Source organism: Ruegeria sp. CJ2, assembly GCF_056536745.1.
On record NZ_JBQFQF010000008.1, the window covers coordinates 152,607 to 177,448 of the forward strand.

Annotated in this window: 23 protein-coding genes and 1 tRNA gene; 5 read left to right on the forward strand and 19 right to left on the reverse strand. The window is 57.7% G+C overall.

Translation table 11 applies throughout. The features are described from left to right. Nucleotides 1–127: 127 nt before the first annotated feature. The 3 genes from ACR0MS_RS13345 to lptF all read left to right on the forward strand — a co-directional run bounded on the left by ACR0MS_RS13345 (nt 128) and on the right by lptF (nt 2,000). Nucleotides 128–203, forward strand: a tRNA-Trp gene (locus ACR0MS_RS13345). Nucleotides 204–334: 131 nt separating this feature from the next. Further along, complete coding sequence (locus ACR0MS_RS13350) at nt 335–778, forward strand: hypothetical protein (RefSeq protein WP_480573577.1); 444 nt, start codon at nt 335–337, stop codon at nt 776–778. Between the two features lie 91 nt (nt 779–869). Next, a complete protein-coding gene (gene lptF, locus ACR0MS_RS13355; protein WP_480573581.1) occupies nt 870–2,000 on the forward strand; it encodes an LPS export ABC transporter permease LptF in 1,131 nt (376 codons plus the stop codon). Here lptF and ACR0MS_RS13360 read toward each other — a convergent pair. Further along, nucleotides 1,997–2,827, reverse strand: coding sequence for a LysR family transcriptional regulator (locus tag ACR0MS_RS13360; protein WP_480573584.1), 831 nt, complete (start codon nt 2,825–2,827; stop codon nt 1,997–1,999). The genes lptF and ACR0MS_RS13360 overlap by 4 nt on opposite strands. 100 nt (nt 2,828–2,927) lie before the next feature. On the opposite strand from ACR0MS_RS13360, the gene ACR0MS_RS13365 reads away from it, so the two are divergent. After that, nucleotides 2,928–3,518: an HD domain-containing protein gene (locus tag ACR0MS_RS13365; RefSeq protein WP_480573587.1), complete on the forward strand. Its 591-nt coding sequence runs from the start codon at nt 2,928–2,930 to the stop codon at nt 3,516–3,518. Here the strand turns inward: ACR0MS_RS13365 and speB are convergent. From speB to ACR0MS_RS13415, 10 genes are all read right to left on the reverse strand, one after another. Then, on the reverse strand, nt 3,515–4,357 hold the full coding sequence (speB, locus tag ACR0MS_RS13370; RefSeq protein ID WP_480573590.1) for an agmatinase: 843 nt from the start codon (nt 4,355–4,357) through the stop codon (nt 3,515–3,517). The two genes, ACR0MS_RS13365 and speB, sit on opposite strands and share 4 nt — an antisense overlap. Further along, nucleotides 4,354–5,523, reverse strand: a complete 1,170-nt coding sequence (gene nspC, locus ACR0MS_RS13375; protein WP_480573594.1) for a carboxynorspermidine decarboxylase — start codon at nt 5,521–5,523, stop codon at nt 4,354–4,356. The genes speB and nspC overlap by 4 nt, the downstream gene beginning before the upstream one ends. 84 nt (nt 5,524–5,607) lie before the next feature. Next, nucleotides 5,608–6,819, reverse strand: a complete 1,212-nt coding sequence (locus ACR0MS_RS13380; RefSeq protein ID WP_480573597.1) for a saccharopine dehydrogenase family protein — start codon at nt 6,817–6,819, stop codon at nt 5,608–5,610. A gap of 22 nt (nt 6,820–6,841) precedes the next feature. Beyond that, nucleotides 6,842–8,731 (reverse strand): biosynthetic arginine decarboxylase, encoded by a 1,890-nt coding sequence (speA, locus tag ACR0MS_RS13385; RefSeq protein ID WP_480573600.1) that lies wholly within the window; start codon nt 8,729–8,731, stop codon nt 6,842–6,844. A gap of 102 nt (nt 8,732–8,833) precedes the next feature. Continuing rightward, on the reverse strand, nt 8,834–9,916 hold the full coding sequence (locus ACR0MS_RS13390; RefSeq protein WP_480573603.1) for a DUF1513 domain-containing protein: 1,083 nt from the start codon (nt 9,914–9,916) through the stop codon (nt 8,834–8,836). Nucleotides 9,917–9,919: 3 nt separating this feature from the next. Continuing rightward, nucleotides 9,920–10,930 carry an imelysin family protein gene (locus ACR0MS_RS13395; RefSeq protein WP_480573606.1) on the reverse strand — a complete coding sequence of 337 codons (1,011 nt, stop codon included), beginning with the start codon at nt 10,928–10,930 and terminating at the stop codon, nt 9,920–9,922. Further along, nucleotides 10,930–12,444 (reverse strand): di-heme oxidoreductase family protein, encoded by a 1,515-nt coding sequence (locus tag ACR0MS_RS13400; RefSeq protein ID WP_480573609.1) that lies wholly within the window; start codon nt 12,442–12,444, stop codon nt 10,930–10,932. Before ACR0MS_RS13400 ends, ACR0MS_RS13395 begins: the two co-directional genes overlap by 1 nt. Next, nucleotides 12,431–12,916, reverse strand: a complete 486-nt coding sequence (gene bfr, locus ACR0MS_RS13405; protein ID WP_480573612.1) for a bacterioferritin — start codon at nt 12,914–12,916, stop codon at nt 12,431–12,433. The genes ACR0MS_RS13400 and bfr overlap by 14 nt, the downstream gene beginning before the upstream one ends. Beyond that, nucleotides 12,864–13,157 (reverse strand): (2Fe-2S)-binding protein, encoded by a 294-nt coding sequence (locus ACR0MS_RS13410; protein ID WP_480573615.1) that lies wholly within the window; start codon nt 13,155–13,157, stop codon nt 12,864–12,866. Before ACR0MS_RS13410 ends, bfr begins: the two co-directional genes overlap by 53 nt. 133 nt (nt 13,158–13,290) lie before the next feature. Further along, nucleotides 13,291–14,562: an imelysin family protein gene (locus tag ACR0MS_RS13415; protein ID WP_480573618.1), complete on the reverse strand. Its 1,272-nt coding sequence runs from the start codon at nt 14,560–14,562 to the stop codon at nt 13,291–13,293. Between the two features lie 231 nt (nt 14,563–14,793). Here ACR0MS_RS13415 and ACR0MS_RS13420 point away from each other — a divergent pair, with 231 nt between their 5' ends. Beyond that, a complete protein-coding gene (locus ACR0MS_RS13420; RefSeq protein WP_480573621.1) occupies nt 14,794–15,339 on the forward strand; it encodes a ZrgA family zinc uptake protein in 546 nt (181 codons plus the stop codon). A gap of 8 nt (nt 15,340–15,347) precedes the next feature. Here ACR0MS_RS13420 and ACR0MS_RS13425 read toward each other — a convergent pair whose 3' ends face one another. The 8 genes from ACR0MS_RS13425 to ACR0MS_RS13460 all read right to left on the reverse strand — a co-directional run bounded on the left by ACR0MS_RS13425 (nt 15,348) and on the right by ACR0MS_RS13460 (nt 24,777). Then, entirely contained in the window at nt 15,348–16,589 is a 1,242-nt protein-coding gene (locus tag ACR0MS_RS13425) for a membrane dipeptidase (protein WP_480573624.1), read from the reverse strand. Between the two features lie 28 nt (nt 16,590–16,617). Continuing rightward, entirely contained in the window at nt 16,618–17,799 is a 1,182-nt protein-coding gene (locus ACR0MS_RS13430; protein WP_480573626.1) for a carbohydrate porin, read from the reverse strand. Between the two features lie 33 nt (nt 17,800–17,832). Then, nucleotides 17,833–18,573, reverse strand: a complete 741-nt coding sequence (locus ACR0MS_RS13435; protein WP_480573792.1) for an amidohydrolase family protein — start codon at nt 18,571–18,573, stop codon at nt 17,833–17,835. Between the two features lie 9 nt (nt 18,574–18,582). Next, nucleotides 18,583–18,807, reverse strand: a complete 225-nt coding sequence (locus tag ACR0MS_RS13440; RefSeq protein ID WP_480573630.1) for a hypothetical protein — start codon at nt 18,805–18,807, stop codon at nt 18,583–18,585. A 3-nt stretch (nt 18,808–18,810) separates the two neighbouring features. Then, nucleotides 18,811–19,212: an amidohydrolase family protein gene (locus ACR0MS_RS13445; protein WP_480573633.1), complete on the reverse strand. Its 402-nt coding sequence runs from the start codon at nt 19,210–19,212 to the stop codon at nt 18,811–18,813. Between the two features lie 174 nt (nt 19,213–19,386). Next, on the reverse strand, nt 19,387–20,802 hold the full coding sequence (locus tag ACR0MS_RS13450; RefSeq protein ID WP_480573636.1) for an FAD-binding oxidoreductase: 1,416 nt from the start codon (nt 20,800–20,802) through the stop codon (nt 19,387–19,389). A gap of 116 nt (nt 20,803–20,918) precedes the next feature. Continuing rightward, nucleotides 20,919–21,176: a DUF4242 domain-containing protein gene (locus ACR0MS_RS13455; protein WP_480573639.1), complete on the reverse strand. Its 258-nt coding sequence runs from the start codon at nt 21,174–21,176 to the stop codon at nt 20,919–20,921. A gap of 28 nt (nt 21,177–21,204) precedes the next feature. Continuing rightward, the gene (locus ACR0MS_RS13460) at nt 21,205–24,777 is read right to left on the reverse strand and encodes an AAA family ATPase (RefSeq protein WP_480573642.1); all 3,573 of its coding nucleotides are present in this window, start codon (nt 24,775–24,777) and stop codon (nt 21,205–21,207) included. Between the last annotated feature and the right edge of the window lie 65 nt (nt 24,778–24,842).

Genomic DNA, 24,842 nt, shown 5'->3' on the forward strand with positions numbered 1-24,842 from the left:
ATTGGCGAAAACGTGTCTTATAGAACTCAACGCCGCGCGCAACTTGTTTGTGGATTGGATAACTGTGGCGGAATCTGAAAAAGCCTCTTGAGTCCGCCGCGCTGCTGGCATATCTGAGGCGCACCTTAGGGGTATAGCTCAGTTGGTAGAGCGACGGTCTCCAAAACCGTAGGTCGCGGGTTCGAACCCTGCTGCCCCTGCCATTTCCCTCAAAACCTCGGACGAGCCTGTGCCGTTGGCACCGTAGCATTCTGGCCGGGATTTCTGAATTTTCCGCAAATCAAGTAGTGTTAGCCACGTTATTGATGAGTTTTCGCTGTTTTGGGGGCACTTCATGCGTATTTTCTTTAAGCAAAGCCTTGTGGCGTTTTGGTTCATATGGTGGGCCTTTGCCTTTCTTACGGACTTTATCGGTGGTCTCGAACTGCTCGGGTATACCACCACGCCTTGGTTCGATGGGCATAACTACCCATTTCTTGAAAAGACTCTGGAACAGTTCGGAGCGACTCCGGCCGTGGATATCGCCCTGTTCGTCGGTATCATCGCTTGGGCCTTGATTGCGGCGTTGCTGTTTTTGTTGGCAGTTGCAACGCCTTATGAGAACAAAAAGGTATGGATTAAACGTGTGGATACGGCCTTTGTGGTGTCAATTGGCCTGTGGCTTGCGTTCTTTCTGTCTGACCAGACGGTCATGAAATTCGACCTTGAAGAAAACCATATGGTTCAGGGTGGTTTTCAGCTTTTGTGCTACCTGACTATTCATCTGCTGCCGGATTGAGGTAAAATTCGGCGGCGTGTCCAATCGCGGTTTCCACGGCTTTCCGAATACAATACTGTCACCGGGAACTTTATCAGACGAATGGGGTCTCATGTCGCGCTTTGATGGCTATTTCCTGCGGCAACTGCTGATTCTGTTCGGCTTTTTCACCCTGGTTCTGGTGGGGGTGTTCTGGATCACCCGGTCGGTCAGCCTGTTTGATCGCGTGATCAGCGGCGGTCAGTCGGCAATGGTGTTTCTGGAGTTCACTGCCCTGACCCTTCCGACCTTGATCCGAACCGTGATGCCAATGGCGGTGTTTGCTGCCGCGGTCTATGCCACCAATCGACTGAGCCGGGAAAGCGAGCTCACGGTCATGTTGGCCACCGGATCCAGCCCGTGGCGGTTGGCCCGCGCCGTGTTTTTGTTCGGGCTGATTACCGGGCTGATGATGGCTGCGATTAGTGTCTTTCTGCGCCCCGCCTCCGTTGATCAGCTCGAGCAACGTCAGGCCGAGGTTGCAGGTGATGTCACCGCCCAGCTATTGAACGAGGGTGAATTCATGCACCCGTCGGTTGGTGTGACGGTGTATATCGGGCGGATTGATCTGGATGGGACGCTGTACGAAGTGTTCGTCTCGGACCGTCGGGATGAGGATAATCCAGTCAGTTACTCAAGCAAAACCGCCTATCTGGTCAATAATGGCGAGGGGATACACCTTGTAATGGTGGACGGGGTCGCTTTGCGTTTGACCAAAGAGGGGCGAACGCTGTCATCGACCCTGTTTCAGGACGCGTCCTACGACATCTCTGGGATGACAAACACCAACCGGATAAAGAAACGCAGTCTCGAGGCCATTCCGACTCTGGAGCTTTTGCAAAGCCGGGATCAGATTATCGCGGCAGGGGAATTCAGCGAAGGCGAGTTGATCGACGAACTGCATCAGAGGTTTTCGTGGATTGCCATATGCGTGGCGGTCGCGATGGCCGGATATGCCACTTTGATGCTGGGAAGTTTCTCAAGGTTCGGACTCTGGCCGCAGATATTCGGGGCGTTTACGATTCTGGTTTTGCTGGAAGGCGTGCGGGGATTTGTGTCGCCCGTTGTGATCGACGACCCGGATTTGTGGATATTGCTTTACCTGCCGGCGATGCTGGGCATCCTGATTTCGTGCGTGTTCCTGTTGATCGCAGGTCGTCCGTTGTTTCGCGCCCGCCGTCGAACGGCGCTGTCTGCGGCCTAGCCCGACCCTCTGAGGTCTGTCATGCACCCCAGAACACTTTCCATGGCCGGGCTGTTCTTTCGGGCGATTAGGTAAACAGGCAGCATCAGGTCGTGCGAACCGGTCACGCGGCATAGATCGCCAGCATGTAAATACTCATCAACAAGGTATTCTGGGAAATAGCCGGTTCCGCCCCTCTTGAGGATGTAGCGCAGGGCCATCATGCAGTTTCCCAAAAAGACCGATTGGGTCGACGCCTGTCGCGCGATTGACCGCACATGATCCTGATAGACCTCTCCCAGTTCCAGATTGACGAAGACGGGGTCGTGCAGGTTGGATGTCGCCTGAACCAAGATCAACCGTTCCGGGGCGAGTTCCTTATACTCAACCCGCGCATCCGTTGGCTTTTCATGAGTCAGCGCCACGTCCAGAACATGCGTCGCCACGGCGTCGACCATATTCAGATCGTGATCATAGTTCAGTGTCAGCAGAATTTGCCCAAGGCGCTGTTCAAATCGGACTGCCACGTCGACCAACAGAGGGTCCCAAACGCTGAGTTGCGCACCCAGGCGCAAAGCGGCCCGGTTTTGTGTCTGGGCTGGCAGATCGCGGGATGCAAACGACCAGAGCGACAGCATCTGTTCGGCATAGGGTCGGAATTGGCGTCCGAATTCCGTCAATCTGGTGCCCCCGGCACCGCGTGTGAACAGGGGCTTTCCGGTCTCTTCTTCGATCAGCCGGATGCGGGCACTGACGGCAGTTTGCGTCACGTTCAATTTGCGGGCCGCCGCGTGAAAGCCTCCGGTCTCGGCAACGCACAGAAAGGTCTCAAGGGCTTTGGTTTGCATGTTGAAAGTATTTTTTGATTGATATGATAAAATCAATTCATTTTTTTGGGCAAACCGCCTGCGCTATCCTTGTTGCAGAAAACAGCCAAAGGACCGCGCCATGCTGGACAAAAGCCACAAGCCCACTTGGACCAGTTTTGAGGAGGCCACCAAAGCCGACTGGGATGCCGTTATCGAATATGAAGAGGCGTATAACGCAGCTCTGCCCGACCGAATTTTAGACGCGATCCGGTCACTGGACGAAGACTGGACGCCATACCCGGTCAACCGCTATCAGCACAGTCTACAGGCCGCGACCCGCGCCTATGAGGATGGCGCGGATGAGGAATTGGTGGTCGCCGCCCTGATCCATGACACCGGTGATATCCTGTCGCCCTATAACCATGGTGAGCTGTCAGCAGCGATGATGAAGCCCTATGTCAGCGAAAAGACCTATTGGATATTGAAACATCACTGCGTGTTTCAGGGCTATTACTACAACCATCATTGGGGCGGAGATCGCAACGCCCGCGACAAGTATCGCGACAGCCCTCACTGGGAGGACTGCCGCTATTTTTGCCACGAATACGATCAGAAAGCCTTCGACCCGGACTATCCGACCAAGCCGCTGGAGTTCTTTGAGCCAATGTTGCGCCGGGTGCTGAGCAAGGGCGACGGGCATATGGAACTGAACGAAACGGCTGAGGGTTAACAGGCCGCCATCAGGCGATAGACGATTTGGGCTGCGGTAAAGTCCCACGCCGCGTTGCCATCGGGGGCCAGTTCGACCACGTCAAAGCCCACGCATCTGCGACCTTTCAGGGCATGTTCGACCAGCCGCAGGGCTTGATAGTAACCGAGCCCGCCCGGAACAGGCGTACCTGTGGCAGGCATCAGCGAAGGGTCCAGACCGTCTACGTCAAAGCTGACATAGACCAGTTCGGGGAAATCCTCGGGCAGGTCAACGGCGTGGATATTGCCGGTGACAAGCTCCTCGGCATCCACGTGGAAGACATGGTTTTTCAGACGGCTTTGCGCTTCTTCGGTGGAAAAGGCGCGGACGCCGAATTGGGCCAGTTTGATGCCTTCTTCAGCCAGCAGGTGCATGACGGATGCGTGGCTGTGTTTCTCGCCCTGATAGGCGTTGCGCAGGTCGGCATGGGCGTCGATCTGCACTATACCGATAGGCTGGTTCAGTGCCCGCGCCACGCCCATAACTGCGCCATAGCTGAGCGAATGTTCTCCGCCCAGCGTCACCGGCACTTTGCCCGCGCGCACGGCGTTTTCGGTGCGTTGGGCGAGGCGTTCCATGATCTCGGACAGCGCGGCGTCGCAATCGACGGGCTCTTCGGTGAAGATGCCCTCGACGCAAGGCTCGGCATGGCCGGTGATGCGTTCCAGCTCGTTGCTGGCCTCGATGATGGCTTCGGGGCCCTTGGCGGTGCCTGATCCGTAAGACACGGTGCGCTCCAGCGGCACCGGGATGACGCGGAAACGGGCGTCTTCGGTGCGCTCGGATGCGGTCAGTTCACTGTCGAGGAAAATGCTCATGAAAGGCGGTCCTTAAAGTCGTCATAGCCGAACTGCTTGATGATTTTCAGTTCGTCCGTTTCGCTGTTCCATAGGGCGATGGTTGGCAGAGGAACACCGTTGAACGTGTTGGTCTTGACCATCGAGTAATGCGCCTGATCGAGGAAAGCAAAGCGCTGGCCGATTTCCAGCGGTTTGTCCCATGTGTAGTCGCCGATCACGTCACCGGCGAGGCAAGAGGGGCCGCCCAGACGGTAAGTATGGCCCGCCTCGGCCTCGTCCATCAGAGCGGGGCGATACGGGGCCTCGATCACGTCGGGCATGTGGCAAGTGGCCGAGATATCGGTGATGGCGAGGGCCATGCCATTGGTGGGCAGGTCGAGGATTTCTCCGACCAGAATGCCCGCGTCCAAGGCGACGGCTTCGCCGGGTTCGAGGTAGATATCGACATCGTATTTCGCGCGGATGGTCTTGATGAAGTTGATCAGCCCCTCGCGATCATAATCGTCGCGGGTGATGTGGTGTCCGCCTCCGAAATTCAGCCATTTGAGTTGGGTTAGGAAGGGTTTGAGTTTCGGTTCAACGGCGGCCCACGTGCGTTGCAGTGGCTCAAACCCCTGTTCGCAGAGCGTGTGCATGTGCAGCCCGTCGACGCCGATCAGGGTCTCAGTCGTCAGTTGGCTGACGGGTGTCCCGAGGCGCGAGCAGGGCGCGCAGGGGTCGTATTTGGGGATCTCTCCCTCGGAATGTTCGGGGTTGATGCGCAGGCCCACCTGCACATTGGCAGCTTGGGCTTTGGCGAGGAACCGGTCCTTTTGCGCTGGCGAGTTGAAGATGATGTGGTCGGAGAGCGACAGGATCTCGTCGATGTCGGCGTCTTTGTAACCGGCACAAAAGGTTGCGACCTCACCGCCATATTCTTCGCGGCCCAGTCGCGCCTCGTAGATGCCGCTGGCGCAGGTGCCGCCGAGATGCTGGCGCACCAGCGGGGCCAGTGAGAACATCGAAAACGCTTTGAGCGCGCTAAGGATATGTGCGCCCGATCGGGTGCCGATATCGGAAAGGATAGTGAGGTTCCGTTCGACGGCTTTTTCGTCGACCACGAAGCAGGGGGTGGGGACGCGGCTGAGGTCGAATTTGCGGAAAGCACCGGCGTCACCGGCTTGGGTGGTCATCATGTCGGACATGTCAGGCGTCTCCGATTGTGGAGAGGCCGGGGGGCCAGCCCCCCGGACCCCCCGGGATATTTATAGCCAGATGAAGTTCCGGATCTAGAACTCGACCGGGCCGTCGAGTTCGTGGACTTGCCACGGCAGGCCGTGGGTGTTCAGCATATCCATGAAGTCATCTGGGTCCAGTTGTTCCATGTTCCAGACGCCCGGCTCGGTCCAGTTGCCTTTCAGGACCTGTGCCGCGCCGATCATGGCGGGGACGCCGGTGGTGTAGCTGACCGCTTGGCTGCCGACTTCGGCGTAGCATTCTTCGTGGTCGCAGATGTTGTAGATGTAGTAGGTTTTCTCGCCCGAGCCGTCCTTGGCCTGACCGGTGGCGATGTCGCCGATGCAGGCTTTGCCCTTGGTTTCCGCGCCCAGATCGCCGGGGTCGGGCAGCAGGGTTTTCAGGAACTGGATCGGGATGATTTCCTTGCCATCATGCATCACCGGGTCGATGCGGGTCATGCCGACGTTCTCCAACACCTTGGCGTGGGTGATATAGGCGTCGCCGAAGGTCATCCAGAAGCGGGCGCGTTCGATCTCGGGGAAGTGGGTGCTGAGCGACTCCAGTTCCTCGTGATACATCAGGTACATGTTCTTGGGGCCGATGGCGGGGAAGTCGAATTCGACTTTGTGGGTCATGGCCGGGCTGGTTTTCCACTCGCCGCCTTCCCAGTGACGCACCTCGGCCAGCACTTCGCGCAGGTTGATTTCGGGGTTGAAGTTGGTGGCGAATTCCTGGTCGTTGCTGCCGCCGTTGGCGTCCAGCACGTCGATCTGGCGGATCGTGTCCAGCTTGTGCTTCTTCAGCCATTTGGCGAAGACGGACGTGACGCCCGGATCGAAGCCCGAGCCGAGGATGGCGGTCAGGCCCGCCGCCTTGAACCGTTCCTGATAGGCCCATTGCCAGTGGTATTCGAACTTGGCCTCATCCTCGGGTTCATAGTTCGCGGTGTCGAGGTAGTGGATACCAGCCTCAAGACACGCATCCATCAACACCAGATCCTGATAAGGCAGGGCGAGGTTCACAAGGATCTCGGCACCGGTTTCCTTGATCAGCTTGACCGTGTCCTCGACCTTGTAGGCGTCCAGTTCGGCGGTTTTGATGTCCACGCCGACGCGGTCCTTGACGGCTGCAGCGATGGCGTCGCATTTCGATTTCGTGCGGCTGGCCAGAGTGATTTCGGTAAAGATGTCCGAATTCATCGCCATCTTGTGCACGGCAGCGTGGGATACGCCGCCGGCGCCGACAACCAGTGTTTTGCCCATGGGGTAGTCTCCTCTCAAGGGGTTATTCGTAATAGGTGTAGCCGTTGATGGAGTCGCGATAGGCGCTCATCAGGGTTTTGCGGTCCTTGGCTTGCAGAGTACCGGTCGAGATCGCCTCGTCCACCATTTTGCGGAAGGCGGCGACGCAGTCTTGCGGGTCGAATTCCACATAAGACAGGACCTGGCTGATCGTGTCGCCTTCTTGTTCATGCAGCAGATCGAACCCGCCATCGGCGCGCAGGTCGATGGTGACGACGTTGGTGTCTCCGAACAGGTTGTGCAGATCGCCCAGCGTTTCCTGATAGGCACCGACGAAGAAGACGCCCATGAAGTATTCGTTATCCTCGGGCAGCGAATGCACCGGCAGGCTGGGCGAGACACCGTCGGCCAGAATGAATCGGTCGATCTTACCGTCGCTGTCGCAAGTGATGTCGGACAGCACGGCGCGGCGGTCGGGGGTTTCGTTCAGCCCTTGCAGCGGGACGATCGGGTGCAACTGGTCGATGGCCCAGACATCGGGCAGGGATTGGAACAGTGAGAAGTTGCAGTGGTAGATATCGGCCACTTTCTCAAGCTGTTCATCCACATCCGTGTCCAGATCATCGCTTGCCGCCAGCGCCTTGAGGCGGGCCATCAGCGACAGGTAGATACGCTCGGCGCGGGCCATCTGGCGCAGATCGACATAGCCGCGGCGGAACAGGGCGCGCAGCTCGTTACGATAGAAGGTGGCGTCGTTCCAGCATTCTTGCAGACGATCTTGGCTGAGGTATCCGTGAACGGCAGCAAGGTCCGAAACCAGATGGTTGTCGTCAGGTTCCACATCCGGTGCGGTCGGTGCATCGTAAAGCGTGCTTTCCAGCACATTGAACACCAGCATCGAGGATGTCGCCACGACCGCACGGCCGCTTTCGGTGACCAGCGTTGGGTGCGCAATCTCGGCCTCATCCATCGCATAGGCGACGGTCTCGACCACGTTGGCGCAATATTCCTCGACCGTGTAGTTGATCGAGTTCTCGGCCGCTTTTTTCTCACCGGTATAATCCACGCCCATGCCGCCGCCGAGGTCCAGATGGGTCAGCGGTACGCCTTCGCGTGTGAGTTCGGTATAGTACCGGCAGGCCTCACCCACGGCGCGACGGACGTCGTTGACGTCCTGCACCTGCGATCCCAGATGCGAGTGCTGCAGCTTGAGGCAATGCAGCAGGCCTGCGTCGCGCAGCTTGTCCACTGTGGCCACAAGCTGGTCGGTGTTCATGCCAAAAGCCGAGCGGTCGCCCGAGCTTTCTTCCCATTTGCCACTGATCTGGTTGGTCAGTTTGACCCGCACGCCGATCAGGGGTTCGATGCCGAGTTCCTTGTAGACCTCGATCACCGTGTCGGCCTCTTTCGGGCTTTCCAGAACGATGACGGTGTTAAAGCCGATCTTGCGGGACAGGATGGCAAGCTGGATGAACTCGGCATCCTTGACGCCGTTGCAGACAATCAGTGCTTCAGACGCAAGGCGATGCGCCAGCGCCACGACGAGTTCGGGCTTTGATCCGGCCTCAAGCCCGTAATTGTATTTCTTGCCGAACTCGACAATGCGGTCGACCACCTGTGCCTGCTGGTTCACCTTGATCGGAAAGACGCCGCGATAGGGGCCCTTGTAGCCCACGCGCGCGATGGCGTCGCGAAAGCTTTCGTTCAGATGCGCAATTTCATGTTCCAGGTAAGAGGAAACCCGCAGCAGCATTGGGGCTTTGATCCCGCGATCGTCCAGATCAGCCAGAATGCCGGGCAAGCTAATCGCGGCTGCGTTGGGCGCAAGCGGGTTGCGCAGACCGATCTCGCCCTGCTCCGTCACCTCAATGAGGTCTTTGCCCCATTTATCAACCCCGTAGATGGAATGCGGTGCGTCGGGCGTCTGTTTCAATCAAGTCAGTCCTTAACTAAGAGGGGTGCCGGTGTTGCGCCCGCCAATACGGTAGCTGTTTGATTCGTCCAAGTGTAATCTAAGGGGCCGAGTTTGCCCAATTTACGCCGGGCGTCGGACTGGGATCAGGTGATTGTCCCATTGGCAGTTCTGCCGGACCGATGTTTTGACCGTTGTTCCCAGCTTTCCAACCGAGCCGGTGCCGGTGGTGTAAACAAACCCGTCTGCGCCGGGGCCAAGTCCGCACACGTCATCCAGTTCGAACGCACCAATCAACTGACCGTCTTCGACACGAAACTGGAGCAACATGTTGCCGCGCGGACAGGTGATCGCAACCGATGCCCCATCGCCGGAAAAAGCGATGCTACCGGCATAGCCTTGCAATCGGCCTTGATGCGCATCCCGGGCAGATAATAACCGGATTGCTTCGCCCCGCCTGTGTAGGCCAAGCAAGGGTGGGTGTTCAGTGGTTTGACCCTGCCACTGGGTCGCAAACCCAACCAGCCCGTCGGACCGGATCGCCAGGTGACGGATCGAGTTCTGATGCAGCGCAGGCGGCAACTCGGCCTGTTCCAGGATCGCGCCGTCCATGTCCAGATACGTCAGGTTTGGCTGCATGATCGGCAGGTTCAGCTTGGTGCGGCCACTGGCAGGGTGCGTTTCAATTCCTCCGTTGGCGACGACCAGTGTCTTGCCATCTGCCATCAGACGCATGTCATGGGGGCCGGTTCCTCCCGACGGGAATTCACCCAACCGAGTATATTGCGCGGCATCCCAGACGCCGATCACGCCCTCTCCGGCCTCGAAATCGTTCTCCGTTGTGAACAGTCGCGTGCCGTCGTTTGAAAAGGTGCCATGCCCATAAAAGTGCCTGCCGTCGGGCGCATTCAACCGCGCGGTTTGTGCGCCGGTTGTGCAGTCAATGACCACGGCAAAGGTCCCCGGTCGCCGCGCGAAGGCGACTGCCTGCGGGCGATGTGGATGCGCGGCGGCGGCGTGGCCTCGGGCGGGCAAGGGCAACGAGAACAGGATATCGCCATCGGCCAGCACCCCGACCAACCTGTGTGATCCGTCGGGAAACAAGGCGGCGGCCAGATAATCTGGCGCGCCGATAACCGCCCATCCCTGCTTGGGGGTAAGACTTGCGGCGGCCAGTCCTGCCAGAAATCTGCGACGGCTGGTCATCGGTTAATCGCCATCCAACGCGTTGAACCCGGCGTTGATGCCCAAGGCGGGGCCAAGATCAATTGTGGCGACCGTCCGGATGTCGTTGATCGACTGTTGCAGCGCCTCGACCCGCAATCGCCGCTGAGATGTCGCGACGCCTGCCAGCGCCGGATCGTCCAAGCGCTGCGCTCGGTCGATGGCCTTTTCGAACGCTTTGCCCAGATCGGAGGCAACCTCGGGATGATCAGCCGACAATCTCGCCGCAAGATCTCGCAGTGCGATCAGGGACAATTCCACGTGGCGCAATGAGCGTTCAGACCTCCACGCCTCGGCGCGTTTAGGCCGGGGGCGGTCGAACGCTCCCATTGGGCGCCCGAGGCGGGTGTCGGCCGTAAACTCCAGCCCCGTGATAAGCGCCTTGTACAGTTCTTGCATGGCTTCGGCGTCAGAGCGGTACGGGCTTTCGTCTCCGGGTTCGATCAGTTGATTTGCATATGACACCCAACCCGCTTCGATTGCCTTGGCGTTGCGATTGATATCGGTCGCAATCGCTTGAACGAGGGCGCACCGGTACAGGTCATCATCGGTTTCCATGAAGGCCGTGTCGTACAGCATCATCTCCAAAGCAAAGAAACCGCGCCCGGCGACCGAGGTCTCGGCAAATCCCTCAGTCGTTTCAACGGCGGGGTCCCGGGCCGCAATCAAACCGGACAGCGCTTTGGCTGTGAACCCCTTGGTGTCAGGCCAGAACGCCAGTGCGAAGGCGCGGTATTCAGTTTCAGAGGGACCGAACCGAAAGTGGCTTACCGCGATCCATTGATCGAAAGCGGCGTGGTAAGCCGCGCGCAGATTGGACGACGTTGCAGAACAATCCACCTGCGCCGCGCTGCTGAGTGCCCCGGTCGCCTCGGATAAATCTGCATAGCCGGGGAGGATATGTGCTTCGACTACGTCTGTCACGATAGGGACCCGGTCCTGAGCGGCTGCTGACAAAGGGGCCATCAGCGCGCAGACAAACAGAAAGGCACGCATTACAGGCTCTCCAGAAACCGAATGAGGGCTGCCCGGTCTGCCTTGGGCAGCGCGACAACCTTATCGCGCGCCGCCTGAGCTTCGCCACCATGCCAAAGGATAGCTTCCAGAAGCGACTGCGCGCGACCGTCGTGCAGGAACTGGGTGTGCCCCGAGACCTGTTTCGTCAGGCCAATCCCCCACAATGGCGGTGTGCGCCACTCGCGGCCTGTCGCGCGAGATTCAGGGCGGTTGTCGGCAAGACCTTCGCCCATGTCATGCAGTAACAGGTCGGTATAGGGCCAGATCAATTGGAAACTGTGCTCGGGGCGATCTTCCAGCCGGTGTGTGACATGCGACGGCGTATGGCACGCGGCGCATCCGGTGTCGTGGAACACGCGTTTGCCGCGCAGTACCTGAGTGTCGTCCACGTCGCGACGTTCCGGCACGCCCAGATTGCGGCTGTAGAAGACGACCAGATCCATGCCCTGTTGGTCTATTTCAAACACGCGATCATCACCGTCTCCGTGCGGCGCGCTTACGCAATCTGCCTGCAATTCGGTGCAGTCCCCATACGCTGCCGGGTACAAGGGACTGGAAATTCCGATGTCCCCGGCAAAGGCCGCAGACGATTGCTGGGTGATCGTGGGCATCCCCGCCTTATGTCCAAAGCGGCCAATCATCGGCTCATCATATTCGATCGACCAGACGATATTCGGGCGGCCTGAGATACCATCGCCATCTGCGTCGTCAGGGTCCGCCTTGGCCAGAAGGTCTTCAACCGAGATCGCCTCAAGCAGCCCCAACCCGATCATCTGCGGTGCAACACGCGGGCTGAGCATCGCATCGGGGTGCAGAGGGCCATAGCCCAGATCGGCGGCCTTATAGGTTGGTTTGCGCAAGACGACAGTTTCACCGCCTGAAAGTTCCACGGGCACGTCCTCATAGGTGATGTCCAGCCTGTATTCCGCCGGGTGACCGGGCAGGGACAGATCCTGCATCTGCCCGCCGTAGTTGGGCTCTGGCTGAGTAGCGATATAGTCTTCGATCTCCTGTATCTGTTCGCCGCCGGGGATCGACACACGCAGAAACATCGAAATGGCGTTGTCATCTGGCCCTGTCGGAGTGTGCCCCCGACCGTCTTTGAGGTGGCAGCGCTGACACGACCGCGCATTGTAGAGCGGCCCCAACCCATCCGAGGCCAGCGTGGAGGATGGCGACGAAACCCAGATTTTCTTGAACAGCCCATTGCCGACTTTGAAGTCGAGTTCCTGGGCGAATTCCAGATTACCAGAAGGCTGGGAGAACGCGTCCGCGTCGGTACGCAGGCGCACGGTTGCGGCACCTGCAGGCAGTTCTTCAAATCTTTGCGGGCCATCGAAGTCTTGCGGAACTGCAGTCACAGCCGCAATTCGCGATTTTTCGTCTTCGGTTCTGGGGATGACGTTTAGGTGCAGGTCCTGCAGTTCGGCAGACAGGGACGGGGCGGCCGCGCAAACGGCCGCCAGTGCAAGCGAAAGCTTACTCGCCTTCATCCATTTTCGATGCGTTGAGATGCGCATAGTTGGCTTCGCCAATCCTTTCAAAGAGATCAAGCTGCGTTTCAAGAAAATCAATATGCCCTTCTTCATCGGCCAGTAATCCTTCAAACAGAGACATGGTGACGTAGTCTCCGGCGCTCTGACAATATTCGCGCGCTTCCTTGTAGAGGGCCCTGGCGTCGATCTCTGCCGCCAGGTCGCATTCGAGTGTTTCCTTCGGGGTTTGCCCTATGCGCAAAGGGTCAAGTTTCTGAAGGTTCGGGTGCCCGCCCAGAAAGATGATCCGCTCGATCAGCTTGTCCGCGTGTTCCATCTCTTCAATGGATTCTTCTCGGCTTTTCTTGGCCATGTGACCAAGGCCCCAATCTTCCTGCAAACGATAATGTAGCCAGTATTGGCTGACAGCGGTCAGTTCATGCCGCAGTGACTTGTTCAGATAGTCGATTACCTTGGGGTCGCCCTTCATTCGTATTCTCCTGTGATGCTTCGGTGCGCAACGCACGAAGCTGCATGGGAACTTCCAACTTATCGCTGGAACGCATCGTGTCTAAGAAAAGCGGCATGCAACCGCCACAATCCGCAGACTTTCCAAGGGCATGGTAGATCTTTCCGGGCGTGATGACCGCATAGGGATCAGCCGTACGCATCCAGTCAATTGCAGCCTGGATATCGTGATCCGTAATATTTGTGCAGTGGCATACGATCATGACGACTCGGTGCTCGATAGATTTCCTACTTAATTAGTAGGTTATTTGCCCTTGGTCCAGAGTCAACTGGTGGTTCTTCGGGATGAGAAAGGCCGGAGGCGTGGCAAAAGACGCGCCTCCGGCAAAGCCTGAGTTACTGGAAAACAGCGTTTGGGTTGTCCAGACTGTCCGAGCCTTCAAACTCGATCTGATCCAGTTCCAGAGCTGTGACGATCCGCTCGATCGTCTTCGTCTGATCGACCAGACCGTCGACCCCGCCCATGATCAGTTGCTCACCGCCTGCGTTGCCACGCTCGAGCATCTGGTCGTAGGCAAACCCGGCTTCAGCCGTGGACTTCAGACGCCCCAGCGCCTGCATCGTGTTTGCCAGCTTGATCTTCATCTCGGCATCCAGTTCCGGATCGCTCGCCGATACCAGATCGGACAGGGATGCGCCGCTGACCGGGGTGCCGTCGATACGGGTGTAGCTGCCCAGATACACGTTCTGGATACCAAGCCCGTCATAGTAGTGGCTGTTATGTGTGTTGTCGGAAAAACAGTCATGCTCTTCTTCCGGATCGTTCAGCATCAGGCCAAGGCGCATCCGCTCTCCGGCCTGTTCACCATACGACAGTGAACCCATCCCGGTTAGAATGGCAGAGACACCGGCGGCTTCGTCCGCAGCCAGAGCAGCGCGTGCTTCGCCGCCTTCTTTCCACTGCTCTGCCATCCACGCCAGATCGCTGACCAGCAGGTCCGTTGCTGCGCTCAGGTACTGCGCGCGGCGGTCGCAATTGCCGCCTGTGCACGCGTCGCCCTGCACATAATCCGTGAAAGGACGGTTTCCTGCGCCAGAACCGTGGCCGTTCAGGTCCTGACCCCATAGCAGGAATTCAATGGCGTGATAGCCGGTTGCGACATTGGCTTCGATCCCATCCGCTTCGTGCAGGGTGTCGCTTAGAAGGGCCGGGGTGATCTTGCTGGCGTCAATGGGTTCGCCTGAAAGGTCGAAATTAGGATTGGCAATGACGTTCAAAGCAGCAAATTCGTTTTCGTCGCTAGGCCCACCGTAGGACGCATCGACATAGTCAATCAGCCCTTCGTCCAAAGGCCACGCGTTAACCTTGCCTTCCCAATCATCAACAATGGCATTGCCAAAGCGGTAAACTTCGGTCTGCTGATACGGCACGCGCGCCGCGATCCAGGCGGCTCGGGCAGCGTTCAGTGTCTCGTCCGACGGGTGTGCGATCAGCGCGTTCACAGCCTTTTGCAGGGATTTCGCTGCAATCAGACCGTCGTCGTATTTCGCCTCGGCAATGTTGGCATAAGTGGTCAGGACGTCCGACTTGGACTGGGCGTCGCCCGCGGCAAGCGCGGTTGCTGCGGTTAGGGTCAGGGCGCTGGTGGCGGCAAATAACTTTGTCATCGGGGTTGGATCTTTCATCTCTGAAACGGTGTTTGGCGGGCTTTGCGGCGCTTGCTGATTGATAACTGAGTGAAACAGTCAACTATGTCAACCTGAGTTTTATTGTCGGGTAATTTGACCGCCGAGGCCCGCTCACTCCCCATATTTGGTGGGGTTTTGCGGCTCGCGTTGTGGTTGTACGGGGTGCCTTACAGTTTATTTTTGGGCGCAGAGTCCGTGTTGGGTGTTGCCGTGTTTAAGAAATTCTTTGTTTTCGTTTTGGCCCTGATTCCCACAATCGCTGTGCCATCCACGCGGTCCAAGGCGTTTGGACAGGTCGGGTCGGGCCGTTTGAATATCGCAATTTCGGGTGGGCAGATCACCTTGTCCTTATCTGCCCCCGGTTCCGAAATCATGGATGACTTGGGCGCCGAACAGGACAACCAAACACGTGTGGCGATTGCGGTCTCGCGTCTGTCGGACCCGCTGGATTTGTTTCGCATGGCGGACAATGCAAGGTGCTTTGCGGCCTCGGCCAATGTCACACTGTCGGGGGAACGCTTGGGTGTGGCTACCAGCGCGATCGGAGAAAGCGAGCAGGGTAAATATTCGGAATTTCACGCCGACTATGAAATCAGATGTCAGAACATGGACGCGTTAAAGGATATCGAGTTCGGATACTTCGATCGTTTCCCAAATACCAAGATATTGACCGTGAAGCTTACCGAGGCCGAAGGCAGCACTACGCAGCAGGTAACCCGTACAACACCTGTGTTGAGCGTCGTTCCAGCGCGCTGACTTTCGGATCAGCGAGAATGAAAAAGATCCCGAAACTCTTGCCGCATACGCAGGCGTTCGGGGTATTCCTGCAGGAATTGCTGCGGAGGTTTGCCTTCCCAAACCTGCGCATAGACCCGCATCTTGTTGCCGCCGTAAATCTTCGCCAAGTCCTCGTTGCTGTAACCGCGCGCCCATAGGTCGTCGGTGATTGCGGCCAAAATCTTGGCAAGCTCACCGTTGCCGGTTGCACCTTTGTTGAAGGCGTCGATCATATACCCACCGTCATCATACATGCTGGCATTGGCGGTTGCGAACTGCACCACAAGCTCGGTCGAAAACATGTCGTCAGTGGCGATGCCCACGTGATCAACACCCACCAGTTGAACATAATAGTCGATCATGTCAGCAGCTTGCTGGGGTGAGATATCCTCGGGCCAGATGCCGTCCATCATCCATTCCGTAAACGTAGGCGAGACAAAGCCGCCCGACTTGGCGGCACGCAGGGCTTCATCGTCGGGGATCGCGCGATAGCACCCGCGCGCGGTAGCTTCTGGCGCGTTTTTGTACAGCCCGGCAGGAACCGAGTGGGTATAGACATACGGGACGCCGGGATAGGTCTGGTCCATGTAATCCATGGCGTCATTGGCGGTTTTTGACCCGGTATGGCTAAGGTCCAGCAGGATCCCAAACCGCACCATTTCATCTATGACGGACTTACCCCACGGCGTCAGGCCAATGTCACGCCCGTTATAGGCCGCCAGTTGTCCCGAACCGGTTCTGAAAATGTCGTTATAGGCAAGGATCATGCTTTTGATCCCCATGTCCTTGAGTAGCGCCATTTTCGTGAGGTCGCCATCCAGGATCGTGGCTGTCTGGCTGTTCCAGATCACAGCCGTCTTACCCTGGGCATGGGCTGCTTCGATGTCGCGTGTCTCGTTCACGATCAGGTAGTTTTCCGGCTGCTGGGCCATCGCTGCCCGAAAGTGATAGTGCTGTTCAAGCAGCGTTTCAAAAGACATGTCCGCTGCCGCAAGCGTCATCTCGTGCCCGGTTATGCCGTTGTCTCGGGCACGTTGGAAATAGGTGTGAAGCTGGTCGTATTCTGTCCAGCCTGTCCCATAGGGGCTGGCCAGCATACCCAGAACAATCGTGTCCTGAACGAACTGCTTTGCCTCATCGGAGGCGTCCCAGGTTTTGCTTTCCTCGCTGGCAAGGACAGGCGCACCCAAAGACAAAGCCAAAATGCCAGCGGCCATCAATTTGTTCATCAGGATACTCCTTTGAAATAAGCGGGTGTCAGAAGACTATCCGCGTGCGAAGGCTGAACAGCGCGATGTTGTCCTGATCGGGACTAAGCAGCGGGTTGGAGATGAATTGGGCAGACGGTGTGATCTGCAGCCCCGGCGAGATCGAGAACCGATAAAACGCTTCGAGCGTGATCTGATCCCCGTCGACGCCGCGCGCCTCGGCCCAGTTCAGGCCCAGACCGGCAAGGTCTGTATTGCGCCCATAATACCCGATACCGGTCGAGACGGATCGGTCGTACAAAGCCGCCGTCCCCTTCGAGGCTCCTGCGCGAAAGAACGGCATCCACGTGTTTCCAACGAACCAGGCTGCGGAAAAGGCGGCACCGTAGTCTTCGGCGCGGCTGCCGTCCTCTGCGGCGTCTGCATGCCAAAGCGTCAGGTGGACATTGTCAAAGTAGATACGATCAAAGGCAGAGGTATAGCCCAGCTCCAATGACTTAAAGAGGTTGCCGTCGCTGAACACGTCGAAATTCGGGTCGGACGGGTCTGCGTTGGCGTCGGCGATGCTGGCCACCGCGTATAGGTTGCTGCTGAGTTTAAGCCCCCCGGCGATCCCCAGCCCCTGATTGGGGGTGTTGATCGTAGGGTTTGTGTTGAAGGCGAGGTTCTGAAAACCGCTATAGGGGCTGACCAGCCCGTAGATATCAACGAAATCCGTCACGTCGATTTGCCCGACCTGCAAGGTCCATGCACCGTTCTCGGCGCGCTGTGTCCAGAACAGATTGGTCAGCAGAAGCCCGCTATCGTTGAACGCGGTGCCGGTAATGGACAACGCGCCTCCGTCCAGTCCCAGAAACTGCGGGGCGACGTCGGTATAGCTGTGGCGATCTTCGATCTTGAAAGTCAGCGAGCCAAGGTCGCTTGCCTGCCAGTTCCCATAGAACCGCGCGATACCACCGGCCGCTTCTGTTTCACCCAGATCAGCATTTGTTGTCTGGCCAAGTGCGAGATAGTCGATGTTGAACCGAAAGCCATTCTCGGCAAGGCGGTCCTTCCACGCAAACCAGTTCGGAGCGATATTGCGTGGAAAGTCAGATCGGTATTGCGGGTCGGTCAGTCCGTCACCGGGCGCAAGCTCTGCGCCGACAGATGATGGCCCGGACAATCCCTGCGCCAAAGCTGCTGTGCCGCAAACCATGAATGCCAGCGACACGCTGAACAATCTGATCATCCCGAACCCCTCGGGCCAGCGGATAGGCAAGCGTCACTCCAGCGTATTCTTGTAGACCACCCCGTCTTTCATGATCAGGCGAATGGTCTCGGGGCTTTCGGGGCGTGGATCGGCGCCAAACCATTGATCACCGGTGCCAACCACGGAAAAATCCTCGAGCGGATTGCCGTCGATCAGCAGGATGTCAGCATAAGCGCCTTCTTCGATCACACCCAGCTTGCCCGCAGGGTAGGGGTTCATGAAGTCGCCGGACAAGGCAACGATCTCACCCCCCGTCGAGGTCAGCGTTGTCATGGACACGAAAGGGCCGAAGAAATCGTTGTTGAGCTTCTTCTCATAGGCGATCTGGATATTGCAGGCGTCGACCGAGCCGACACAATCGGTTTGAAACCCGCGTTTGACAGGGCATTCCTTCATGTTGTCGATATAGCCGGCAAAGGTCTCGGACGCAGACTTGGCCTTGGCAAGGCTGGACGGCACGCTGGCAACAGCGGGAATTTCCAACAGGCCGGGGTCGAACGCGGTCAGGTTGGTCGTGATATAGGCACCTTTCTCGTTCATCAGTGCGGCGATTTCGCAATCGAATGAAAACCCGTGCTCGATGCTTTTGACGCCCGCGTTGAGCGCATTCATGATAGCCTCTTTCCGGTAGGAATGCGCCATGACGTAACTGCCGTATTCACTGGCAACCTGCACGGCGGCCTCAATTTCTTCCGGCGATCCGGCCAGCAATTGCCACGGATCAAAGGCAGACACGACGCCGCCTGACTGCATGTATTTCAACTACGTCGCGCCCATCCGAAAGTTGTTGCGGCCAAATTTCTGAACGTCTGCAACGCTGTCAACTTCCTGCGCCATGTTCAGGCGGCTGAAATTTGTCGACGCGCCGGGTTGAGACGTAAAGCTGGCAAAATCCGCATGTCCGCCCCGCGTGCCCAGAAACGCACCCGAGGGATAGTACCGCGGACCAAGTATTTGCCCTGAATCGATGGCCCGGCGCGTCGACAAATTTCAGCCGCCTGCATCCCGTACCGTTGTGAAGCCCTGCATCAGGTACATCTCGGCCATACGTGTGCCGTGGATGCCGAAATCCTCCCACGTGGCGTTGGCCTCCATCGCGGGGATGCTTGGCCCCATCAGCATCAGATGCGCGTGTGTTTCGATGAACCCCGGCGTCAGGGTGCGCCCCGCACCGTCGATCACGGTCGCATTGGGCGCGTCTATCTGTGAGGTCGAGACAGTCTTGATCAGGTTCCCTTCGACCAGAACACTTGCATTTTCGATCCGTTGTTCATTCACGCCATCAAAGACATGCACATTGGTGAAAATCGTCTGTTCGGGCGTGGCATCCTGTGCAAAGGCAGCACCCGAAAACACCAGCGATATAAAAAGGCTAACCGTTTCGAACCGCATCCATCCCTCCTGATCATATTGGTTTATAAACTTTTGTATTTTTGAATATGATAGGAGGTGACGATGCCGTGTCAACGATTTGAACGGCGGTTGGGCCGTAAGCTTCACCGTCCAATCGACCTTGACGGCGACCCGTGCCAGAGCCGCCGTCAGACAAGCGTTAACCTGCGCCGTTCAGGTCGGCAGGATATTGTGATTGACCCTAAACAGGTTGCCGGGGTCATACTTGCCCTTGATTTTTGACAGTCTGTCGCTGTTCGCGCCGTAGGCTCCGGCCATGTGGTCCGCTTCATCCTCGGGCATGAAGTTCACATAGGCGCTGCCGGTCGCGTGCGGCTGCATTCTGTCATACAGGGCGCGGGCCCAAGCGATGCATTCGCCGTCCTTTGAGGGGTCTTCCCAACGCGTGTGTACGTTCATTATGAAATGCGCCGATCGCTGTGGATAGGCAGTTGAATCCGCGCCCACCCGTGCCATTGCACCCCCGACATGGGCCATGAACACCTCGCACGCCGGGTCAGGAAGCGTGGCAATGCCGTCAAGCAAGCCCGTGACCGCATCCGAAGACAACGTCTCGAAATCATGGCTTTTCCAGTAGTTTCTGGCCCCCGGCGTCAGAAGAGGATCAAAAGCCGCCTGCCAATCCACGAAGGAATGCGGCGAGATAACATCGACGATGGGATCACCCAATGCGCGCAATCCGGCGACGGCCTTTTCGCCGTCCTCCATCGCCCCGGCATAGCAGGCGGCAAAAATCAGGACTTCTCGTCCGTGCCACTCTTCCGGCAGGAAGGGCAATGGCGGGGCTTTTCGCATGACGCTCCAGACGGTCAGTTCGTCGGGTGATGCGTCGGCGATCTTGGCGTATTCTTCCAATAGCGCAGGGGCATTTTCAATGGGATGGACAATCAATCCTGACAGAACCTCGGGCCCAAGGTCATGCAATTGAAACTCAAAGGACGTCACGACGCCAAAGTTTCCGCCACCCCCGCGGATCGCCCAGAACAGCTCGGGGTGACTGCTGGCGGATGCGGTGACAATCTCGCCCTCAGCCGTAACAACCTCAGCCGAAACCAGATTGTCGATCGTCATGCCAAACTTCCGCGTGGTCCAGCCGAAGCCGCCGCCAAGCGTTAGCCCGGCTATCCCTGTGGTCGAGTTGATACCGGTCGGAACGACAAGACCATGAGCCTGTGTCTCGCGGTCCACATCTCCAAGCAGCGCACCCGGAGCGACCCGTGCAGACTTGGCAATCGGGTCAACATGGACGGATCGCATATGCGAAAGGTCCAGCATGACTGTTTCGTCCGCAACCGCGTGACCAGCAATCTGGTGGCCGCCAGATCTGACAGACATCACCAACCCGGCATCGCGCACGAAATTGACCGCCTTCTGAACATCGCTGGCACCCAAGGCTCGGATCACGAAGCCGGGGTAACGCTCGACCATACTGTTCCAGGTTGTTCTGGCTTCGTCGTATTCAGGGCTGCCGCGAAGATAAACGGCCCCTCTGAGAGACGCGCCAAGGGCATCAAGCGCGTCCTGATTAACCGATACCATATCGCCGTCCAGCGATTTCAAATCAAACATTGGGATAACCTTTCATTTGCATAAAAGGTTTCTTGCGCTGCTGCCCCAGTGATTGGAGACCCACCTGTTCCCGGTGCTGAAGTAACTTTGCGGTCCCTTAAGAGAATAGGTGGGATTCAGGCAAAAATCCCGGGGTCGATCCGGTCGACCGGCGTAATGACATCGGCTGGAATATTCAGCCGCTCCGCCGCCTTGCGCAAACTCTCTTCGTCCGGGGCTTCGTACAGGCAGTAGGTTTTCCGCTTATCCGCGCTGAGGAACGAGAATATCCACTCGATCCCTTCTTCGTCGTTGATTTCTTTGATCTTGATCTTGTCGTCGTTTGTTACAACAAGCTGTTCGGCAAAATTTCTTTCGATAATATATCTTGGCATCATGCTCCCCCAAGCATTTTTCAAGCAGTCAAACGGCAGTTCCTTCAAGTTTTGACCTAAGGGAAACCATACTTAATTTCTGTGCCGTTGCCAACGCTTCCGCTTCCAGTTGAAACGCCCGGCGTATGTCGGTTGCGCGCCCCCGACGCCGCAGCGCCGCGGCATAAGCTGCCTTGCTATGCGCAATCCAGGGAGCCGAGGCCATTCGCGTGTCGATCTCGATCGCCTTTTCGAACAGGCGTTCGGCCGCCTCCCAATCCGACAACAACGCGGCGAGGCTGCCCAGACGCCGCGCGGCAGAACCGGCGCATACCGTTGTTGCACCGGCTGTAATCGTCAGGTCTTCGTAGGGTTTCAGAATCTCAAAAAGCGTTTCCGCGTGCCGCCTGTGTTCCACGGCGACGCTGATGTCAGAAAGGTAGGACAAGGTTGTCGAATACATCGCGTCAGGCGGTAAAACGAAATTGTTTTCAGCCATTTCGCTGAGAATACGCTCGGCTGGTTCCTTGTACCCAAGCTCGGCTGCGATCAGCCCAAACCCCGGTTTCCACGCAACATCGCCGGGGCTTTCCGACATCAGTCTTTTGATGACCGGTGCCACTTCGTGCAATCGGTTCTGTTCGCGGCGGATGGTGAACATCTGAACACCGTAGACACCTTCGACATGCTTGCCGTGCGTTTTTCGGCCAATTTTGACGGCTTCGGTCGCATGTTTTTCCGCCGCCTCAAAGTCTCCGTCCATGATGGCAACCATGGCGCGGGCGTGCTTTTGCACCCAGTAAAGCTGTAGGTGATTGTCCTTTCTGGATATTTCGGCCAACAACTCAAGCGAGTGCTCCATAAGTTGGCGGTCTGCCATTTCAGCACCCACAAACAGGCTTAGGGTCCTGTCGCGCCCCTGATCAATGCTGCCGAGTTTCTCGGCAACCTTGTGCATGGCCTCAAGGTTCTCGCGCCAGTTTCGTGCCTCGCTTTCCTTTCTGGCAACAAAGGGCGCGCCATAATGCATCATCATGACCGAGAACTGAGATTTGTGATCGCCCAGCTTTGCCGAAAGCTCCATGGCGAGCTGACCATACCGGGATCCTTCTGCCAATTGCCCGACAAAGATATAGGCCCGTGCAAGCTGGCTTATCAGGCGGCACCGGCGGGGTTCATCCTCGGTTGGAAGCGCCTCTAGCGCATCGCTGCAAAGCTCTATGGCTTCGGCGTGTCGTTCGCTGGACATCATGCAGGAATCGGCAAAATGGTTGGCTGCATCCGCCGCCAGCCCGATATCACCAATCTCACGTGCAGCATCGGAGGCCTTCTTGAGAACCGCAATCCCTTCCGGCAACTCGCCAAGGCTGTCATAGCTTCTGCCAACAAGAATTTGCCCGATGATCGTTTCCGGGCTGATCCCAGCCTCCATGTTTTGCGCCGCCATAAGCGCCTCGCGCGCGTTGGACATCGCCTCTTGGCTGGCGGACCGGGCAAGGGCCATTTCGGTTGCGGTGCGCCACTTGTCAAAAGCGGCGGCCCAATCCTCTGCTTCGGATAAATGGCGGGCGACCAGTTCGGGCCGGCGGGCGATCTCGGCGGATCGCAAATTGTTCAGGGCCTGCGCGACATCCGCATGTTGCTGCCGCCGTGTCGACCCAAGCATGGATTGATAGGCCGTGTCGCGGATCAGAGCATGGCGAAAGACGAAATGCCCGCGGTTATGACCGCTTTCGAAAATCAAACCGGTCCGCGACAACTCATTCAGGCTTGTTTGGACGATTGATTTGTCCTCTCCCATCGCCGCGCCCAGCAGGACCGGATCGAATTCCCGGCCAATGACGGACCCCATCAGCGCAACCCGCTTTGCGGTTTGGGAAACGGCGTCCAGACGGGCCATCAAAGCGCCCTTGAGCGAGGACGGAATGGCGACGTTGTCCTGTCCTCCGGCCTCAAGGATTGCGCGGGTCAGTTCCTCAACAAACAGCGGTACGCCATCTGTTTTTTCAATGATCAGATTGATCATGTTCTGATCGGGCTCTGTCCCCGAGATATTGCGGATTAAATTCGCGACGTGGGCGGAATCGAAGCGGCGCAATTTCAGGGTTTGAACATGCGCTTCACCTTCGCTCTTGCCCAACTCCCATTCGGGTCTGTGGGTGATCAGGATCATCAGACGCAGGTCCGCGCAGATCGCTTTGAACCGCTCCAACAGGGCCTGTGTCGACGGGTCAATCCAGTGCGCATCTTCCACACACAGGATCACGGGTCGCGCGTTTGACCGTATCTTTACCGTCTTGATCAGCGTTTGGATGGTAAGATCGCGTTGTTCTTGCGGTGACATTTCAAGAACCTGTCGCGCCAGCGCACTGCGTGGGGCAACCAGTGCGGCGAAGACTGGCAGAACCTTTTCCAGGTTCAGCCCGGGGCGCGAACTGAGCATGTCGCGCACATGTTCCAGAATCTGATTGTCGTCGAAGTCGGGTTCGACGCCTGCGTCTTGGGAAATTCGTTCCGTGACCGGATGGAAGGGGCTGCTGGTCAGGTAGGGAGAGCAGTTCAACCGGATAACGTCGGCCTCGCCATCTGCGGTGCAGTCCGCCAGAAACTCTTCTGTCAGACGGGACTTGCCAATACCCGGTTCACCAGACAGAAGAACCACCTCGCCCTGTCCGCTACGGGCCCTTTGCCACGATTGCAGCAGGATGCCTTTTTCATAATCCCGACCGATCAGGGCGCTGGTGCTCTCGTCCCCGTGAGAGGCCCTGAACCGGCTTTCGGCGCTACGTTCGGCCACAACCTCTAGCAAGGTGCGCGGGTCTTCGAACCCCTTCAGGTCCACTTCTCCAAGTGTTTCAAACTCAAAGATACGATGCAGGGCAGCTTCGGTTTCTTCCTCAGGCACGACAACCGTATTTGGTTTTGCATGTTCCTGAATCCGCGCAGCCAGATTGAGGATCGGGCCGGTCATGGCACCCTCCTCATAGGTGTTTTCGGTGACTGTGTCCCCGACCACGACGTCACCGCTGGCGATACCCAGGCGGGCGGATAACTGGTCCCCGTCAGGTGTCCGAAGTTCTCTGACACGTTTGATCGCGTCCAGCCCGGCCTTGACCGCGCGGATGGCGTGATCTTCGTAGGCGCGTGGCCAGCCGAAGAAAACAAGAAGCCCGTCGCCCAGATATTTCGCGACGTAGCCGCCATATCGACTGACGGCCCCCGCGACCGCGTCCTGATAGTTCAACAACAGGATCCGCATGTCCTCTGGGTCCAGACGGTTCGTCAATTCGGTCGATCCGACAAGGTCAGCGAACATCACCGTCAGGTGGCGCCGCTCGGCGACGGGGTTTGCGCTGTCTGACGCCTCTGGCACAGGGGATGATCGCTCGGGTCCGTCGTCGGGCGGGTTGTCCAAAGCATTGGGTGCAGGCGGGCCATCGGGTGTCAGATCAGAGATCGCGGCCAGCAGAATTTTGCGATGCCCGAGGCTGACACCCAATTCTTTCAGGTCTTCTGCGGTCAAAAGTGGCAAGACACGCGCATCCACGTCATTTTGGACGAAGGCGTCAACATATTGGTCCAGACCAAGACCGTTCAGCCAGTTTTCGATCTCAACTCCCATCGTCAGATCATGCTGAGTTGTCGAATACTAATCAAGAACGTCGACTCTGGTCTTAGGATCGCCCG

What these genes read in the sequence shown, in the direction of transcription:
- ACR0MS_RS13425 (WP_480573624.1), bottom strand. Translation starts at nt 16,589, where the DNA reads ATGAACAAATTGATGGCCGCTGGCATTTTGGCTTTGTCTTTGGGTGCG.
- speB (WP_480573590.1), bottom strand. Translation starts at nt 4,357, where the DNA reads ATGAGCATTTTCCTCGACAGTGAACTGACCGCATCCGAGCGCACCGAA.
- ACR0MS_RS13390 (WP_480573603.1), bottom strand. Translation starts at nt 9,916, where the DNA reads ATGACCAGCCGTCGCAGATTTCTGGCAGGACTGGCCGCCGCAAGTCTT.
- ACR0MS_RS13380 (WP_480573597.1), bottom strand. Translation starts at nt 6,819, where the DNA reads ATGGGCAAAACACTGGTTGTCGGCGCCGGCGGCGTATCCCACGCTGCC.
- ACR0MS_RS13435 (WP_480573792.1), bottom strand. Translation starts at nt 18,573, where the DNA reads ATGCAGTCAGGCGGCGTCGTGTCTGCCTTTGATCCGTGGCAATTGCTG.
- ACR0MS_RS13350 (WP_480573577.1), top strand. Translation starts at nt 335, where the DNA reads ATGCGTATTTTCTTTAAGCAAAGCCTTGTGGCGTTTTGGTTCATATGG.
- ACR0MS_RS13455 (WP_480573639.1), bottom strand. Translation starts at nt 21,176, where the DNA reads ATGCCAAGATATATTATCGAAAGAAATTTTGCCGAACAGCTTGTTGTA.
- nspC (WP_480573594.1), bottom strand. Translation starts at nt 5,523, where the DNA reads ATGTCCGACATGATGACCACCCAAGCCGGTGACGCCGGTGCTTTCCGC.
- bfr (WP_480573612.1), bottom strand. Translation starts at nt 12,916, where the DNA reads ATGAAGGGCGACCCCAAGGTAATCGACTATCTGAACAAGTCACTGCGG.
- ACR0MS_RS13365 (WP_480573587.1), top strand. Translation starts at nt 2,928, where the DNA reads ATGCTGGACAAAAGCCACAAGCCCACTTGGACCAGTTTTGAGGAGGCC.
- lptF (WP_480573581.1), top strand. Translation starts at nt 870, where the DNA reads ATGTCGCGCTTTGATGGCTATTTCCTGCGGCAACTGCTGATTCTGTTC.
- ACR0MS_RS13410 (WP_480573615.1), bottom strand. Translation starts at nt 13,157, where the DNA reads ATGATCGTATGCCACTGCACAAATATTACGGATCACGATATCCAGGCT.
- ACR0MS_RS13400 (WP_480573609.1), bottom strand. Translation starts at nt 12,444, where the DNA reads ATGAAGGCGAGTAAGCTTTCGCTTGCACTGGCGGCCGTTTGCGCGGCC.
- ACR0MS_RS13415 (WP_480573618.1), bottom strand. Translation starts at nt 14,562, where the DNA reads ATGACAAAGTTATTTGCCGCCACCAGCGCCCTGACCCTAACCGCAGCA.
- ACR0MS_RS13450 (WP_480573636.1), bottom strand. Translation starts at nt 20,802, where the DNA reads ATGTTTGATTTGAAATCGCTGGACGGCGATATGGTATCGGTTAATCAG.
- ACR0MS_RS13360 (WP_480573584.1), bottom strand. Translation starts at nt 2,827, where the DNA reads ATGCAAACCAAAGCCCTTGAGACCTTTCTGTGCGTTGCCGAGACCGGA.
- ACR0MS_RS13395 (WP_480573606.1), bottom strand. Translation starts at nt 10,930, where the DNA reads ATGCGTGCCTTTCTGTTTGTCTGCGCGCTGATGGCCCCTTTGTCAGCA.
- ACR0MS_RS13445 (WP_480573633.1), bottom strand. Translation starts at nt 19,212, where the DNA reads ATGCGGTTCGAAACGGTTAGCCTTTTTATATCGCTGGTGTTTTCGGGT.
- ACR0MS_RS13430 (WP_480573626.1), bottom strand. Translation starts at nt 17,799, where the DNA reads ATGATCAGATTGTTCAGCGTGTCGCTGGCATTCATGGTTTGCGGCACA.
- ACR0MS_RS13460 (WP_480573642.1), bottom strand. Translation starts at nt 24,777, where the DNA reads ATGGGAGTTGAGATCGAAAACTGGCTGAACGGTCTTGGTCTGGACCAA.